The organism is Burkholderia sp. 22088 (assembly GCF_052045915.1).
GTDB classification, from domain to species: Bacteria; Pseudomonadota; Gammaproteobacteria; order Burkholderiales; family Burkholderiaceae; genus Burkholderia; species Burkholderia cepacia.
On the sequence record NZ_JBQEPY010000025.1, the window covers coordinates 1 to 15,642 of the forward strand.

At 66.9% G+C, this 15,642-nt stretch carries 16 protein-coding genes; 8 read left to right on the forward strand and 8 right to left on the reverse strand.

The annotated features are described in order from the left end of the window. Together ACTJLD_RS36320 and ACTJLD_RS36325 are read right to left on the reverse strand one after the other, a co-directional pair. A partial coding sequence (locus ACTJLD_RS36320; RefSeq protein WP_440661159.1) for an ATP-binding cassette domain-containing protein occupies nt 1-257 on the reverse strand: 257 nt, incomplete at its 3' end. Between the two features lie 22 nt (nt 258-279). Next, the gene (locus tag ACTJLD_RS36325; RefSeq protein ID WP_059686637.1) at nt 280-2,037 is read right to left on the reverse strand and encodes an ABC transporter permease; all 1,758 of its coding nucleotides are present in this window, start codon (nt 2,035-2,037) and stop codon (nt 280-282) included. A gap of 509 nt (nt 2,038-2,546) precedes the next feature. On the opposite strand from ACTJLD_RS36325, the gene ACTJLD_RS36330 reads away from it, so the two are divergent. Further along, a complete protein-coding gene (locus ACTJLD_RS36330) occupies nt 2,547-2,813 on the forward strand; it encodes a double-stranded DNA-specific endonuclease (protein WP_027786765.1) in 267 nt (88 codons plus the stop codon). Nucleotides 2,814-2,855: 42 nt separating this feature from the next. Here the strand turns inward: ACTJLD_RS36330 and ACTJLD_RS36335 are convergent, their stop codons facing one another. Next, the gene (locus tag ACTJLD_RS36335) at nt 2,856-4,172 is read right to left on the reverse strand and encodes an ATP-binding protein (RefSeq protein ID WP_440661161.1); all 1,317 of its coding nucleotides are present in this window, start codon (nt 4,170-4,172) and stop codon (nt 2,856-2,858) included. Beyond that, nucleotides 4,156-4,881 (reverse strand): response regulator, encoded by a 726-nt coding sequence (locus ACTJLD_RS36340; protein WP_021158495.1) that lies wholly within the window; start codon nt 4,879-4,881, stop codon nt 4,156-4,158. Before ACTJLD_RS36340 ends, ACTJLD_RS36335 begins: the two co-directional genes overlap by 17 nt. A 224-nt stretch (nt 4,882-5,105) precedes the next feature. Here ACTJLD_RS36340 and ACTJLD_RS36345 point away from each other — a divergent pair, with 224 nt between their 5' ends. After that, complete coding sequence (locus ACTJLD_RS36345) at nt 5,106-5,657, forward strand: periplasmic heavy metal sensor (RefSeq protein ID WP_027786763.1); 552 nt, start codon at nt 5,106-5,108, stop codon at nt 5,655-5,657. A gap of 73 nt (nt 5,658-5,730) precedes the next feature. Here ACTJLD_RS36345 and ACTJLD_RS36350 read toward each other — a convergent pair whose 3' ends face one another. Continuing rightward, nucleotides 5,731-6,426: a pirin family protein gene (locus ACTJLD_RS36350; RefSeq protein WP_060083252.1), complete on the reverse strand. Its 696-nt coding sequence runs from the start codon at nt 6,424-6,426 to the stop codon at nt 5,731-5,733. A gap of 369 nt (nt 6,427-6,795) precedes the next feature. Between ACTJLD_RS36350 and ACTJLD_RS36355 the strand changes: the two genes are divergently transcribed. From ACTJLD_RS36355 to ACTJLD_RS36370, 4 genes are all read left to right on the forward strand, one after another. After that, nucleotides 6,796-7,578, forward strand: a complete 783-nt coding sequence (locus tag ACTJLD_RS36355) for an ABC transporter substrate-binding protein (RefSeq protein WP_021158492.1) — start codon at nt 6,796-6,798, stop codon at nt 7,576-7,578. Between the two features lie 241 nt (nt 7,579-7,819). Continuing rightward, nucleotides 7,820-8,509 carry an ABC transporter permease gene (locus ACTJLD_RS36360; protein ID WP_027786761.1) on the forward strand — a complete coding sequence of 230 codons (690 nt, stop codon included), beginning with the start codon at nt 7,820-7,822 and terminating at the stop codon, nt 8,507-8,509. Then, on the forward strand, nt 8,506-9,219 hold the full coding sequence (locus ACTJLD_RS36365) for an ABC transporter permease (protein WP_440661163.1): 714 nt from the start codon (nt 8,506-8,508) through the stop codon (nt 9,217-9,219). The genes ACTJLD_RS36360 and ACTJLD_RS36365 overlap by 4 nt, the downstream gene beginning before the upstream one ends. An 18-nt stretch (nt 9,220-9,237) precedes the next feature. Continuing rightward, nucleotides 9,238-10,017 carry an ABC transporter ATP-binding protein gene (locus ACTJLD_RS36370; protein ID WP_027786759.1) on the forward strand — a complete coding sequence of 260 codons (780 nt, stop codon included), beginning with the start codon at nt 9,238-9,240 and terminating at the stop codon, nt 10,015-10,017. Nucleotides 10,018-10,093: 76 nt separating this feature from the next. Here the strand turns inward: ACTJLD_RS36370 and ACTJLD_RS36375 are convergent, their stop codons facing one another. Beyond that, the gene (locus ACTJLD_RS36375) at nt 10,094-10,591 is read right to left on the reverse strand and encodes a GNAT family N-acetyltransferase (protein WP_021158490.1); all 498 of its coding nucleotides are present in this window, start codon (nt 10,589-10,591) and stop codon (nt 10,094-10,096) included. Between the two features lie 133 nt (nt 10,592-10,724). Here ACTJLD_RS36375 and ACTJLD_RS36380 point away from each other — a divergent pair, with 133 nt between their 5' ends. Together ACTJLD_RS36380 and ACTJLD_RS36385 are read left to right on the forward strand one after the other, a co-directional pair. After that, nucleotides 10,725-11,651, forward strand: a complete 927-nt coding sequence (locus ACTJLD_RS36380) for a LysR family transcriptional regulator (RefSeq protein ID WP_060372192.1) — start codon at nt 10,725-10,727, stop codon at nt 11,649-11,651. Nucleotides 11,652-12,214: 563 nt separating this feature from the next. Beyond that, a complete protein-coding gene (locus tag ACTJLD_RS36385; protein ID WP_034195856.1) occupies nt 12,215-13,294 on the forward strand; it encodes a porin in 1,080 nt (359 codons plus the stop codon). Between the two features lie 136 nt (nt 13,295-13,430). On the opposite strand, the gene ACTJLD_RS36390 is transcribed toward ACTJLD_RS36385, so the two are convergent. After that, nucleotides 13,431-13,769, reverse strand: a complete 339-nt coding sequence (locus ACTJLD_RS36390) for a P-II family nitrogen regulator (RefSeq protein ID WP_006398637.1) — start codon at nt 13,767-13,769, stop codon at nt 13,431-13,433. Between the two features lie 83 nt (nt 13,770-13,852). Continuing rightward, nucleotides 13,853-15,562 carry an NAD+ synthase gene (locus ACTJLD_RS36395; RefSeq protein ID WP_060359483.1) on the reverse strand — a complete coding sequence of 570 codons (1,710 nt, stop codon included), beginning with the start codon at nt 15,560-15,562 and terminating at the stop codon, nt 13,853-13,855. Nucleotides 15,563-15,642: the final 80 nt, after the last annotated feature.

The window sequence follows — 15,642 nt, forward strand, 5'->3', positions numbered from 1 at the left end:
TAGGTCACCTCGCCGCCGGTCGGCTCGATCAGCCCGGCGATGATGCGCAGCAGCGTCGACTTGCCCGAGCCGGAACGGCCGAGCAGGCCGACGATCTCGCCTTCGCGCAGCGACAGGTTTGCATCGTCGAGCACGAGCAGCTCGCCCTGCGTCTTGTTGAAGCCGCGACAGACGTGATCGACGCGCAGGATTTCCTCACCGAGGCGCGGCGGCTGGTTCGTCTGGACGGGGGCGTTTACAGCATTCGGATTGTGCATCGCGTTTCGCTCTCAATCGGTCTCAGTCGAGCCGCAGCTTCGCTTCGGCGAAGGCATACAGCGGACGCCACAGCAGGCGGTTGAACAGGGTAACGAACAGGGACATCACGGCGATGCCCAGGATGATCTTCGGAAAGTCGCCGGCGGCGGTGGTCTGCGCGATATAGGCACCGAGGCCGTGCGCCTCGATCCTGGTATTGCCCCACTGCACGGCTTCCGACACGATGCTCGCGTTCCACGCGCCGCCCGATGCGGTGATCGCGCCGGTCACGTAGTACGGGAAGATGCCGGGCAGGATCGCCTGCCGCCACCACTGCCAGCCGCGGATGCGGAAGTTCGTCGCCGCTTCGCGATAGTCGTTCGGGTAGGACGTCGCACCGGCGATCACGTTGAACAGGATATACCACTGCGTGCCGAGCACGATCAGCGGCGACAGCCAGATATCGGCGTTCAGGTGGAAGCGCGCGATCACGATCACGAACACCGGGAACAGCAGGTTCGCCGGGAACGCGGCGAGGAACTGCGCGAGCGGCTGCAGCTTCTCGGCGAGCCGCGGACGCAGCCCGATCCACACGCCGATCGGCACCCAGATGACCGATGCGATCGCGATCAGCACGACCACGCGCAGCAGCGTGATGAGCCCGAGCATGACCACATGGCCGACCTCGGCCATCGTTACGCCGGTCGACACGAAGCTGATGACGCGCCACACGATATAGGCCGTGCCGAGCAGCACGAGCGCGGCCCATGCGATGTCGACCGTGCGCGACGCCTTCTTCTCGACTTTCGGCAGCGTGAAGCGCATCGCGCCCGACAGCGGCAGGCGCAGCGGAATCCGCGCGGCCTTCGCGAAGAACCAGCCGGCCGGCACGAGCAGTTGATGAATCAGGCGCGTGCGGCGGACGAGGTCGAGCAGCCAGGATTGCGGCGCGTCGCCCGACGCGGTGTTCTCCATCCGGAACTTGTCGGCCCACGCGATCAGCGGGCGGAACAGGAACTGGTCGTACGCGAGGATCACGACGGTCATCGTGAGGATCACCCAGCCGATCGCGCCGAAGTTCTTGTCGGAGATCGCCTGCGCGAGATACGCGCCGATGCCCGGCAGCGTGATGGTCTGGTTGCCGACGGTGATTGCCTCCGACGCGACGACGAAGAACCAGCCGCCCGACATCGACATCATCATGTTCCAGATCAGGCCGGGCATCGAGAACGGCACTTCGAGCTTCCAGAAGCGCTGCCAGGACGTCAGGTGGAAGCCTCGCGACACTTCGTCGAGGTCGCGCGGCACCGTGCGCAGCGACTGGTAGAAGCTGAACGTCATGTTCCACGCTTGGCTCGTGAAGATCGCGAAGATCGCCGCGAGCTCGGCGCCGAGCACGCGGCTCGGGAACAGCGCGAGGAAGAACGTGACGGTGAACGAGATGAAGCCGAGCACCGGCACCGACTGCAGGATGTCGAGGATCGGGATCAGCACCATGCCGGCACGACGGCTCTTGGCCGCGAGCGTGCCGTAGACGAGCGTGAACGCGAGCGACGCGACCATCGCGGCGAGCATCCGCAGCGTGGTGCGCAGCGCGTATTCGGGCAGGTTCGACGGGTCGAGCGAGATCTTCTGCGTCTGCAGGGTGCCGATCGGCGCCATCGTTTCGTGGAAACCGACGACCGCCATCGCGATCAGGCAGATGATCAGCGGAAACGCGATGAAATCCCACCGGTTCGGCAGAACACGCCATGCGGACGCGTTGGCGGTCCGGTTCGGATTGAAGAATCCGACGTTCATCAGGCGCCCTCCCCGGTAAGGCCGAACGAAGCCGGCAGTCGATGTTGATTCATGGCAAAGCGCACGGGTGCGGTAATTCGATTGACTGACGATCGCGCGCGAGCGCGGTGCGCCGTGCGTGCACGCGCTGCCGCGCGCCGGACGTGCCGGCCCGCGACGGCACGACACTACACCAACCTGTATTTCAGGTACAACCGTCCGGGAACGGCGCAGGCGGTGCACGGATCGTGCCTGGCGCGCGGGCGAATGACGGGTGCGCGGTACAAGCAGCCCGGCCGCACTCCTTCGGCCGGCACGCAGGCCCGAATTATGCCGTGATCCGGCCCGGCCGGGAACCCGCCCGCCGCACGCACGCGCAAACCATGTCGGGCGTCATCAGCCCGATACGACTAAGCGGGTATGATCGGGGCTGGCCCCTGGGGTCGGTTGCGGCCGTACCGATGGCAACGCTTGCGCGTTCCCGGTGTCCGCAGGCCCTGGGGATCGATCGACGAGCGGGAGGAAAGGGAATGGCAGGAAACTTGGTGATCGTCTGCCGCGATCAGGATGCCGACGCGTTCTACGAATTGATGCAGGAATACGGGTCGTTCCAGACGCGGCTGTCGTCGACGGCATGGTACCTCAACATGAACGTCGTGCCTGAATCGCTGCAGGAAGAAATCCTGGAGCGCCTCGGCCGGTATACGACCGTCTACATCTTCGAGGCCACCAGCGTGACCTACAACACCATCGACAGCAACGCGGCCGAGACGCTCGGCACGCTGTTCGGCGAATGATGCCACGCGGCGCCAGCCCGGCCGGGCCGGCGCCGCAGCCGCTCATGCGGCCTGTGCATGGGATTCGTCCTTCGGCACGGCCTCGAACGGGAACGTCATCGCGACACGCAGGCCGCCTTCGGGGCGGTTGCCGATGTCGCACGCCCCGCCCAGCCTGAGTACGAGCCGCTCGACGATCGCGAGCCCGAGCCCGCTGTGGCCGTTCCCGCCGCGTGCGGGATCGAGCCGCACGAACGGCCGTGTCGCCGCCGCGAGATCGCGCGGGGCGATCCCGCCGCCGCTGTCGCTGACCGACAGCACATAGCCGGCCGGCGTGCGTGCCGTCTCGACGAGCACGGGCGGCGCACCGTACGCATGCGCGTTGTCCAGCAGGTTCGACAGGATCCGGTCGAGCGTCGCCGTCGGCAGGCGGAAGCCCGGATCGGCGTCGAGCCGGGTCTGAACCGTCGGCGCGTTCGGCGCGACCGCGCGATAGCTGCGTGCGATCCGCTCGCACGCCTGATCGACCGGCACCGGCTCGCTGCGATCGGACCCGCCGTGGGCAAACACCAGAAACTGGTCGACGATGTGCGACATCGAATCGACGTCGCGCACGACACCGTCGCGCAGCCGGACGTCGTCCATCATTTCCGCCCGCAGCCGCATCCGCGCAAGCGGCGTGCGCAGGTCGTGCGCCACGCCCGCCAGCATCACCGCACGGTCGCTCTCGGCCTGCGACACCTGTTCCACCATCTGGTTGAAGCCGTGCGTGAGCTGGCGCAGCTCGCGCGGGCCGCGCTCGCGCAACGGCGGCACCGGCTGGCCGCGGCCGAAGCGCGCGACCGCGCGCGCAAGCGAACGCAACGGCTGCTGCAGCTGCCAGGCCGCGAACAGCGCGGCAATCACGCCGGCCGAGAAGATCGTGCCGAGCCACAGCAGCATCCGGTCGAGCGAGCGCGGCGGCCGCAGCGGCTGCACCGGCACCACGATCCAGTTGCGGTCGGTCGGCTCCTTCACCCACAGCACCGGCGGATGGCCGGGCGCGCCGAGCTCGACGCGCGTGCCGGGCGGCATCCGCTCGCTCACGTCGTCGCGGAACCGCCTGAGCGCCGCCGGCAGGTTCGACGGATCGCCGTTCGGCACGTCGGCGCTGTCCGGCGCCACGAGCCGCACACGCGACGGCAACGGCTGGTCGGGCGTGCGCTCGACGTGCTGGCGCACCGCGTCGACCAGGAACGCGGCCTCTTCGACCGCGTAGCGCGTCTGCATCTGGCTGCGCTCGAGCCGCATCGCGAAAAACCACGCGAAGTGCGACAGGAGCAGGACACCCACGACGAGCAGCGCCAGCCGCCCGAACAGTGAATCAATGGGTTTGCGCATGGGCCTCGCCGTCGGGCACGAACACGTAGCCGCGCCCGCGCACCGTCTGGATGAAGCGCGGCGTCGACGGATCCGTTTCGAGAATGCGGCGCAGGCGCCACACCTGGACGTCGATGCCGCGGTCGGTGCCGTCGTACTCGGGCCCGTGCAGCAGCTCGAGCAGCCGCTCGCGCGTGAGCGTGCGCAGCGCATGGTTCACGAAGATCTTCAGCAGCGCGAATTCGCTGCTCGACAGCGTGGCCGGCTTGCCGTCGACCGACAGCGTACGCGCCTGGAAGTCGAGCACGAAGCGGCCGAATCCGAACGGCTCGCGCTGCTCGGGCGCCGCCGCCGACGGCGTCGCTCGGCGGCGGCGCAGCACGGCCTGCACGCGCGCGAGCAGCTCGCGCGGGTTGAACGGCTTGCCGAGGTAATCGTCCGCGCCGAGCTCGAGCCCGACGATGCGGTCGACGTCGTCCGCCCGCGCGGTCAGCATGATCACGGGGATGTCGTCGCCGGCCGCGCGCAACTGGCGCAGCGCGGTCAGGCCGTCGACGCCCGGCATCATCAGGTCCAGCACGATCAGGTCGGGCCGCTCGCGCTCGAGGCGTTTCTCGAGCGTCGCCGCGTCGTGCAGCACGGACACTTCCATCCCCTGGCGCACGAGATAGTCGCGCAGCAGGTCTCGGAGTTCTTGGTCGTCGTCGACGATGAGGATCTGGGTAGTCATGGCTCGAAGTTTACCGCGCGAGGGCGGAGTCGAAGAACGAAACAAAGGGACAAAAGGGTTACTGCGGGTTACCGCGCAAGGGAACTGTAATGCGCGGTAACCCGGCCACCGCGCCACGTAACATCGGCCGGGGCCTGCCTCGCTAACCTGCGTCTTACCGGATGCGGTACACGGCTTTCCCGGCACCGCATCGCCGGACCCTTTGGATACAAGGAGTTTCTGAAATGTATAAGAAGACTTCCCGCGTGGCCATCGCGGCCGCCACCGTGCTCGCTCTCGCATTCGGCACCGCGCACGCCGCGCAACCCGGCGACATGCCGCCTCCGGGCGGCCCCGGCGCCCACCAGATGCACGGCGGGCACGACGGCGGCCCGTTCGGCGTGATCATGAAACTGCATGACCAGCTGAAGCTCAACGCATCGCAGGAACAGCAGTGGCAGGCCGCCGTCAACACGATGAAGCAGAACCATGACGCGATGCGCAAGAGCCACGAGCAGATGCGCGAGCAGTTCAAGGCGCAGCAGAACCAGCCGATCCTCGATCTCAGCGCGATGCACGCCGCGCGCCAGCAGGCCGAGCAGCAGAACGCGCAACTGCGCGAGCAGACGTCCGCCGCGTGGCTCGCGTTCTACAACGGCCTGAACGACCAGCAGAAGACCACGGTCAGCACGGCGCTCAAGCAGCAGTTCGCGAAGATGGAACAGCGCCACGAGAAGATGAAGGAGCGCTGGCAGCAGCATCGCGCGGCCAAGGCCGCGTCGGCACCGGCGCAGTAAGCCGGCGGGGCCGCTCCGCGGAGCGGCATCCTCGAAGGGGACGCGGGCACCGCCCTGCGTCCCCTTTTGCGTTTCAGGCGACGTCGAACAGCAGCACCTCGGCCGCCCGGCCGCGTGCGAACGCCACCGCGTCCACGCCGCCGATCCGCGCGCCGTCACCCGCGGCCAGCGCGCGGCCGTTCACCGCGACGTCACCGCGCACCACGTGCACATAGGCGCGGCGCCCGGCCGGCAGGTCGAACGCCGCCGCCTCGTCGCCGTCGATCAGTCCCGCAAAGATGCGTGCGTCCGCGCCCAACGGCAGCGCGCCGCCGCCGCCGTCCGGCGCCGCGACGAGCCGCAGCCGCCCGCGCTTCTCGCCGTCGGCAAAGCGCGTCTGCGCGTAGCCGGGCCGGCCGCCCGCCCCGGCCGGCGCGAGCCAGATCCGCAGCAGGCGCAGCGGCTGGTCGCACGACGCGTTGGCTTCGCTGAGCATGACGCCGGTGCCGGCGCTCAAGCGCTGCACGCCGCCCGCACGCACGATTGCCCCGTTGCCGAGGCTGTCGCGGTGCGCGAGCGCGCCGTCGAGCACGTAGGTGACGATTTCCGCATCCCGGTACGGCCGCATCCCGTAGCCGCGGGTCGGCGCGATGCATTCCTCGTTCAGTTCGCGCAACGCGCCGAAGACCGGCGGCCCGCTCCGGGCGGACGCGCAAGGAAAGCTGTGAAGGAATTCGTGCCAGCCATGGCTGCGCTGGTCGCGATCGGCGGCGCGGCGGATCTGGAACATGGGACGGACACTCCGTGAGAGGCGCTGTTCTGGTATGCCGTCACTGTATGAGTGTGCCAATCGCGCCACAATCCACCGCTCGCGCACTGCATCGTTGCATCTGCGGATGCAATTGACCCAATGCCCGCTGCGAATGCGACGATTATCGCAACAGCCGGATCAATGCCTCGAAGAATCGATCGGTCGGCCCGGATTGCCGGTTTCCGGGTATCGCGTTCGGGTAAAATACCGCCCTTTTGGCGTTCGCCGTTCCGGCGGCCGCCATCGCCAGAGCGCCGATCGGCGAATTTTGGCCGTCTAGAATACGCCGCGGCGCCCGGTCCGACCGGCCGCGAGCGCCCCCGGAAAGTCAGCAACAGAAGGATCGAAATGAAGAAGGCCGCCCTGTGCGCCGCCCTCGCCCTCGTGGCGGGCAGCGCCTTCGCGAAGGAGTGGAAGACCGTGCGGATCGGCGTCGACGCCAGCTACCCGCCGTTCGAGTCGACCGCGCCGAGCGGCGAGATCGTCGGGTTCGACGTCGATCTCACCAAGGAAATCTGCAAGCGGATCAACGTGAAATGCGTGTGGGTGGCGCAGGATCTCGACGGGATCATCCCGGCGCTGAAGGCGAAGAAGTACGACGTCATCGTGTCGTCGCTGACCGTCACGGACAAGCGCCGCGAACAGATCGACTTCTCCGACAAGGTATACGACGCGCCGGCGCGGATGATCGCGAAGGCCGGTTCGCCGCTGCTGCCGACGATCGCCTCGCTGAAGGGCAAGCGCGTGGGCGTCGAGCAGGGCTCGACGCAGGAAACCTACGCGAAGGCGTACTGGGAGCCGCAGGGCGTGACGATCATTCCTTACCAGAACCAGGACCAGGTCTATGCCGATCTCGGCTCGGGCCGCCTCGACGCGACGCTGCAGGACGAGCTGCAAGCCGACTACGGCTTCCTGCGCACGCCGCGCGGCAAGGGCTTCGCGTTCGCCGGGCCGGAAGTGAAGGATCCGAAAACGATCGGCGACGGCACCGCGATCGGCCTGCGCAAGGAAGATACGGACCTGAAGCTCAAGATCAACAAGGCGCTGGCCGACATGCACAAGGACGGCACGTACGACCGGCTGTCGCACAAGTATTTCGCGTTCAGCGTCTATTCGGCTTCGGCCCGCTGAGCGTCGAAAAGAAGAGGCAACGGATGCGGGGGCGGCCCCGTGTCCGGGCAGTACAGGCAGTCGACCACGCGCCGCCCGCCCCCTCGCCCGCCGCTCGCGCGACGGGCTGGCCCGGCACCGATGCCGGGGCGGACGGTCATGATACGCACGGGGCGTTCCGCGCAGCTTGGCGGGCGCGTCTTTCGCGGCGCACCGCGTGCGCCCTACGGGACCCCACTAGGGACCACACCAGGGACCACATATGTTTCTACAAGGTTACGGCCCGCTGATCCTCGCTGGCACCTGGCAAACCGTCAAACTGGCGGTGCTTTCGCTTGCGCTGTCGTTCCTGCTGGGGCTGCTCGGCGCGGGCGCGAAGCTGTCGCGCAACCGCTTCACGAACGGCGTCGGCACTGTCTACACCACGCTGATCCGCGGCGTGCCCGACCTCGTGCTGATGCTGCTGCTGTTCTACAGCCTGCAGATCTGGCTGAACATGGCGACCGACGCGCTCGGCTGGGACCAGATCGACATCGACCCGTTCCTCGCCGGCGTGCTCGTGCTCGGTTTCATCTACGGCGCGTACTTCACCGAGACCTTCCGCGGTGCGTTCCTGTCGGTGCCGCGCGGCCAGCTCGAGGCCGGCAGCGCGTACGGGATGACCAGTTGGCAGGTGTTCACGCGGATCATGTTCCCGCAGATGATGCGCTTCGCGCTGCCGGGCATCGGCAACAACTGGCAGGTGCTCGTGAAGTCGACCGCGCTCGTGTCGATCATCGGCCTGGCCGATGTCGTGAAGGCGTCGCAGGACGCCGGCAAGGGCACGCTGCGGTTCTTCTTCTTCACGCTGATCGCGGGTGCCGTCTACCTCGCGATCACGACGATCTCGAACTTCGTGCTGATGTGGCTCGAAAAGCGCTACTCGACCGGCGTCCGCAAGGCTGACCTATGATCGACCTCATCCAAGAATACTGGCGCAACTACCTCTACACCGACGGCTACCGCATCACCGGCGTCGCGATCACGCTGTGGCTGCTGGTCGTGTCGATCGGCCTCGGCTTCTGCCTGTCGGTGCCGCTCGCGGTCGCGCGCGTGTCGAAGAAGAAGTGGCTGGCGGGCGCCGTGTGGCTCTACACGTACGTGTTCCGCGGCACGCCGCTCTACGTGCAGCTGCTGCTCTGCTACACGGGCCTCTACAGCCTGCAGGCCGTGCGCGGCACGCCGATGCTCGACGCGTTCTTCCGCGACGGGATGCACTGCACGCTGCTCGCGTTCACGCTGAACACCTGCGCGTATACCACCGAGATCTTCGCGGGCGCGATCAAGGCGACGTCGTACGGCGAGATCGAAGCCGCGCGTGCCTACGGGATGTCCACGTTCACGATGTATCGCCGCGTGATCCTGCCGTCGGCACTGCGCCGCGCGCTGCCGCTGTACAGCAACGAAGTGATCCTGATGCTGCACGCGACCACCGTCGCCTTCACCGCGACCGTGCCGGACATCCTGAAGATCGCCCGCGACGTGAACTCGGCGACCTACATGTCGTTCCATGCGTTCGGCATCGCCGCCCTGCTCTACCTCGTGATCTCGTTCACGCTCGTGTGGCTGTTCCGCCAGGCCGAGCGTCGCTGGCTCGCGTATCTGCGCCCGCAAGGCAAGTAAGTTTTCGCAGGACTATTGATGAATTCCCAGACTCAGAAGCTTTTCGTCGACGATCTGCACAAGCGATACGGCGACAACGAAGTGCTCAAGGGCGTGTCGCTGAAGGCGAACTCGGGCGACGTGATCAGCGTGATCGGCTCGTCCGGCTCCGGCAAGAGCACGATGCTCCGCTGCATCAACTTCCTCGAGCAGCCGAATGCGGGCCGCATCTTCGTCGACGGCGAGGAAGTGCGCACCGCGCTCGACAAGACGGGCGCGCTGCGCGCGGCCGATACGAAGCAACTGCAGCGCGTGCGCACCAAGCTGTCGATGGTGTTCCAGCACTTCAATCTCTGGTCGCACATGAACGTGATCGAGAACGTGATGGAAGCGCCCGTGAACGTGCTCGGCATCCCGAAGAAGGAAGCCGAGGAACGTGCGCGCGCTTATCTCGAGAAAGTCGGCCTCGCGCCGCGCGTCGAGAAGCAGTATCCGTCGCACCTGTCGGGCGGCCAGCAGCAGCGTGTCGCGATTGCGCGCGCGCTGGCGATGCATCCGGACGTGATGCTGTTCGACGAACCGACGTCGGCCCTCGACCCGGAACTGGTGGGTGAAGTGCTGAAGGTGATGCAGAAGCTCGCCGAGGAAGGCCGCACGATGATCGTCGTCACGCACGAGATGGGCTTCGCGCGCAACGTGTCGAACCACGTGATGTTCCTGCACCAGGGCCGCGTCGAGGAAGAAGGCGTGCCGTCCGAGGTGTTTGCCAACCCGAAGAGCGAACGCCTGCGCGGGTTCCTGTCCGGCAGCCTCAAGTAACGCGCACGAAACGTACGACGTTCGAACGGGCGCCTCGCGGTGCCCGTTTTGCGTTTACGTGGCATTTACGTGGCGTTCATGCGGCGCTCACCGGCGCGCTGTCGGCAAACGCGCGCAGTTCGTCGCCCGCGAGCCGGTAACGCACCCATTCGCTCTGCGGCGCCGCGCCGACGCTCTCGTAGAAGCGGATCGCCGGCTCGTTCCAGTCGAGCACGCTCCACTCGAAACGCCCGCAGCCCGACTCGACCGCGATCCGCGCGAGCGCCTTCAGCAGCCGCAGCCCGGCGCCCGCGCCGCGAAAACGCGGCGACACGTACAGGTCTTCGAGATACAGCCCCTGCCGGGCGAGCCACGTCGAATACGAGAAGAAATACACGGCGAAGCCGGCCGGCTCGCCGTCGACCTCGCAGATCAGCGCGCGCGCCGGCGATCCGTCGCCGAACAGGCTGCGCTCGAGCGACGCGGGCGTCGCGACCACTTCGTGCTCCGCCTTCTCGTAGACGGCCAGTTCGGTAATGAAACGCAGGATCTGCGGCACGTCGGCGACGGTGGCGGAACGAATGTCGATTTGCACGGGATGAGCCCTCCTCCGGCCCGGACTTGAATCGGAAAGCGGCGCCGCGCAGCCGCGCTGGCGCCAATCAGATCGTCATGCTACGTTCACGCAGCGCCTGCAGGAAGTGCAGGTTTTTCATCCTGACCTGAACATGATGCATCCCGATCTGCGCCGTCTCGACCTGAACCTGCTGCTCGTGTTCGACGCGCTGTACCGCCACCGGTCCGTCGCCGCGGCCGCGCATGAGCTCGCATTGAGCCCGTCCGCGCTGAGCCACGCGCTCGCGCGGCTGCGCGACGCGATCGGCGATGCCCTGTTCGTGCGCCTCGGCAACGAAATGCAGCCGACCGTGCGCGCCGACGACATCGCCACCTGGGCCGGCGACGCGCTCGACGCGATGTCGAAGGGGCTTGCCCGCGCGCGCCGCTTCGATCCCGCGCAAAGCGACCGCACGTTCGTGTTCGCGGCGACCGACTACACGGCATTCGCGGTGCTGCCGGCGTTTCTCGCGCGCATCCAGCATGTCGCGCCGCGGTTGCGGATCCGCGTCGTGCATTCCGACCGGAAGATTTCCGTCGACGAACTCGCGGCCGGCCGCATCGATTTCGCGCTCGGCTACCACGAGGAATCGGCGGCCGACGCGCCGGGCATTGAGGACTTCGACTGGTTCTCCGACGACTACGTCGTCATCGCGAGCGCCGCGCATCCGGACGTCCGCCGGCGGCTCACGCTCGACCAGTACCTGGCGGCACGCCACGTGGTCGTCACGCCGTGGAACGAGTCGCGCGGCGTCGTCGACCACGTGCTCGACCGGCTCGGCCTCGCACGGCAAGTCGCCGTGCAGTTGCCGACCGTGCTGGCCGCGCCGTTCGTGATTGCGGAATCCGCGCTGCTGATGACCGTGCCGAACCGCGCCGCGCAGGCGCTGCGGCACGCGGCGCCGATCCGCATCTTTCCGGCGCCGTTCGAGATCCCGCGCTACACCGTGAAGGTCTACTCGCACGCGAAGCACGCGCGCACCGATGCGCATCGCTGGATTCGCACGCAGTTGCTCGAAGCGAGGCCGGAGCCTGCCTGACCGGAGCGCGCCGGCGCACCGCGTCGCGCGTTGCCGTGCCAGCGCGACAGGCACGGGCCGGCGACGTCCGGTGCCCGCCCATTCATTACGAAATACTTACCAATTCCTCTTGTATGGCGCTTACGCCCGCGCCCCCTGCAACGTCAATAGTGGCAATCCTTGATCCATGTTTGCGAAAGTCGTGTCTCCCTTGTGGGACAAGGGTTTTCCGTTAATTGCAAACCCTTGGCGCACCTGTTGCCTACCGTGTTGCATGGCAATTTGGCGACAGGTGTTAGTCAAACAACGATTTCCATCGCCACAAAATTGTATTTTTGCTAAATTAGTAACCAAAGTAGCAAAACGAAGTTCGTGAAATGTAGTTTAGCTTCACGACACTACAAGGAGACCCCGCAGGCCGACCCGGCTGCGCGGGACCGCTCAACGGTTTTCCGTCCGCTTGCCCGCGTGCTGCGCTTACCGGCCCTGCACGAGGTCTCCCTGGTTATCCCGCTTTTGCCCGGCGCTCGCGCTCCGGGCATCTCGTGCAGTCTGGGTTGACTTTTTGACAGGGTATGGAGGAGATGATGAAGAAAGCTTTGGTCGCGGCCGCGCTGATGGCTGCTGGGGTGGTGACGGCGCACGCGCAGAGCAGCGTCACGCTGTATGGTCGCCTGGATGCCGGCCTCGAGTACCTGAACGGCCTGCAAAACGGCCACCAGGTGCGCGCGGAAAGCGGCGACTGGGGCACCAGCCTGTGGGGCTTGAAGGGCACCGAAGACATCGGCGGCGGCAACAAGATCCTGTTCCACCTCGAAGGTGCGTTCAACACGATGACGGGCGGCTTCAGCGGCTCGATCTGGGATCGTTATGCGACGGTCGGTATCTCGAACGACCGCTACGGTACGCTGCTGCTGGGTCGTGAACTCGCGATCGCCAACGGCGTGTGGGACTTCGACCCGTTCGGCCAGTCGGCCTGGTCGACGGCCTCGCTGGTGCGCGGCCGCAACTGGAACAAGACCAGCAACAACGTGTCGTACCAGTCGCCGCAGTTCTACGGCCTCGACTTCTACGGCCAGTTCTCGTTCTCCAACTCGACCAGCTTCAACGGCAACACGACGGCCGGCCAACCGGGCCGTGCAGCCGGCGCACAGGTCACCTATACGAATTCGCTGTTCCAGTTGCGCGGCATCTACGACGAAACGCGCGACAGCAACGGCCGCTTCTCGGACGTGTTCAACTACTCGCGTGAATACTTCGCGGGCGTGAACGTGTTCCTCGGCCAGTTCAAGGTTCAGGCCGCTTACCAGGCCTCGCGCGCGGACGGCAGCGGCGGCCCGGCAGTGAACGCCGGCGTGACGGGCACCCAGCAGGTCTGGGGCGGCGTGACGTGGCAGGCAACGCCGGCAGCGGCGCTGATCGCGGCCGTGTATCACGTGAACGCGAACCACGGCGGCGGCAACGCGAACATCTACACCGTCGGCGGCTCGTACAACATCTCGAAGCGCACGCTGTTCGACCTGCAGGTCGCGACGGTGCGCAACAGCAAGAACGCCAACTTCGGCCTGAACGCGAACGGCGCCGGTACGGCCGTGTCGACGGGCAACCCGAATCCGGGCGGCAGCCAGACCGGCGTCTACGCCGGCATCCAGCACCTGTTCTGATCAGGCGCCGTCAAAGAACGATTCGGCAACACTTTCCACGCTGCTGCGAGAGGCGCGTATCGGTGCGGTACCCAACCGGGTATCGCACCGTTTTTTATTGGCGGGGCCTGAAACGGCCCGCTGACGAATACGGCGCTCAGACGGCCGCTTCGTTCTCTTCGCCGGTGCGGATGCGGATCACGCGCTCGACATCCGACACGAAGATCTTGCCGTCGCCGATCTTGCCGGTGCGCGCCGCGCCGATCACCGCGTCGATCACCTGGTCGACCTGCGCTTCCGCGACGACGACCTCGATCTTCATCTTCGGCAGGAAGTCGACGACGTATTCCGCACCGCGATACAGCTCGGTATGCCCCTTCTGACGGCCGAAGCCCTTCACTTCCGTCACGGTCAGGCCCGTGAGACCCACTTCGGCGAGCGCTTCGCGGACTTCGTCCAGCTTGAACGGCTTGATGATGGCAGTGATGCGTTTCATGGTGGTTGTCCCCCAATGCTCGTTTGGATGAAAAATCGCGACCCCGATTGTAAGCCTGCGAGCCGCATGCGGCCCAGCACGGCTCAGTCGAGGCGTTCGGTAAAACGTGACGTGATCGGGTAGCGCCAGTCGCGCCCGAATGCGCGATGCGTGACGCGAATGCCGATCGGCGCCTGGCGGCGCTTGTATTCGTTGATCTTGATGAGCCGCGTCACGCGTTCGACGTCCGCCTGCGCATAACCGGCCGCGACGATCTCGGCGAGCGGCCGATCCTCTTCCATGTACATCCGCATGATCGCGTCGAGTACGTCGTACGGCGGCAGGCTGTCCTGGTCGGTCTGGTTCTCGCGCAGCTCGGCCGACGGCGCACGCGTGAGGATCCGCTCGGGGATCACGTCGCGCAGGGCATAGTCGGCCGTTTCGTTGCGATAGCGGCAGAGCCGGTACACGAGCGTCTTCGCGATGTCCTTGATCACCGCGAAGCCGCCGGCCATGTCGCCGTACAGCGTGCAGTAGCCGACCGCCATCTCGCTCTTGTTGCCGGTCGTCAGCACGATCGAGCCGAACTTGTTCGACAGCGCCATCAGCAGCGTGCCGCGGATGCGCGCCTGGATGTTCTCTTCCGTCGCGTCTTCCGCGCGGCCCGCGAACTCGCCCGCGAGCGATGCGCGGAATGCGTCGAACATCGGCGCGATCGCGATCTCGTCGTAGCGCACGCCGACGCGCCGCGCCATGTCCGCCGCGTCGGTGGTCGAGATGTCGGCCGTGAAGCGCGACGGCATCATCACCGCGCGCACGCGCCCGGGCCCGAGCGCATCGCATGCGACCGCGAGCACCAGCGCCGAATCGACACCGCCCGACAGCCCGATCAGCACGCCCGGAAAGCCGTTTTTGCCGATGTAGTCGCGCACGCCGGTCACGAGCGCGCGGTACACCTGCGCGTCGGTCGACAGCTCGGGCGCGATCGCGCCGGGCAGCGGCCGCGCGCCGTCGAATTCGACGATCGCGTGCCCTTCGTCGAACTGCGGCATCCTCGCGACGAGCGCGCCCTGCGCGTCGAGCACGAACGAGCCGCCGTCGAATACGAGTTCGTCCTGGCCGCCGACGAGGTTCACGTACACCATCGGCAGCCCGGTTTCGCGAATCCGCGCGCGCAGGATGTCGACGCGCACCGCTTCCTTGTTCATGTGGTAAGGCGAGCCGTTCGGGATCAGCAGCACCTGCGCGCCGGCCGCCTTCGCGATCTGCGCGGCCGATGCATGCCACGCATCCTCGCAGATGATCACGCCGTACTTCACGCCGTTCAGCTCGAACACGAGCGGCTCGGCGTCCGTCGCGAAGTAGCGCTTCTCGTCGAACACCTCGGTGTTGGGCAGGTCCTGCTTGCGGTAGGTGCCGACGATCTCGCCGCCGACGATCAGCGATACCGCGTTGTAGGTATCGGTGGGCGGCACGCCGCGCTCGATCGGGCGGTTTGCATTACCATCGACGGCTGGCGCATGCGGATCGCCGCCCGGCGCGCCGCGCAACGGATGGCCGACCAGCACCGCGAGCCCGTCGAACGCCTTCAAGGCGCCGGCGAGCGCGTCGAGCGCGGCCGCCGCCGCCGCGTAGAACGCCGGCCGCAGCAGCAGGTCTTCCGGCGGATAGCCGGACAGCGCAAGTTCGGGTGCGATCATCAGCTGCGCACCATCGTTGTGCGCGGCGCGTGCGGCCGCGACGATCCGCGCGACGTTGCCGGCGAAATCGCCAACGGTGACGTTGATCTGGGCGAGAGCGAGTCGGGTCTTCATGGCGGGATTGGCGCAGCCCGGCGGCGCGCCCTGAACGGCTGACGAAATCGTCCCGGTGCGGGCCACGCAGGCCCTCGCAT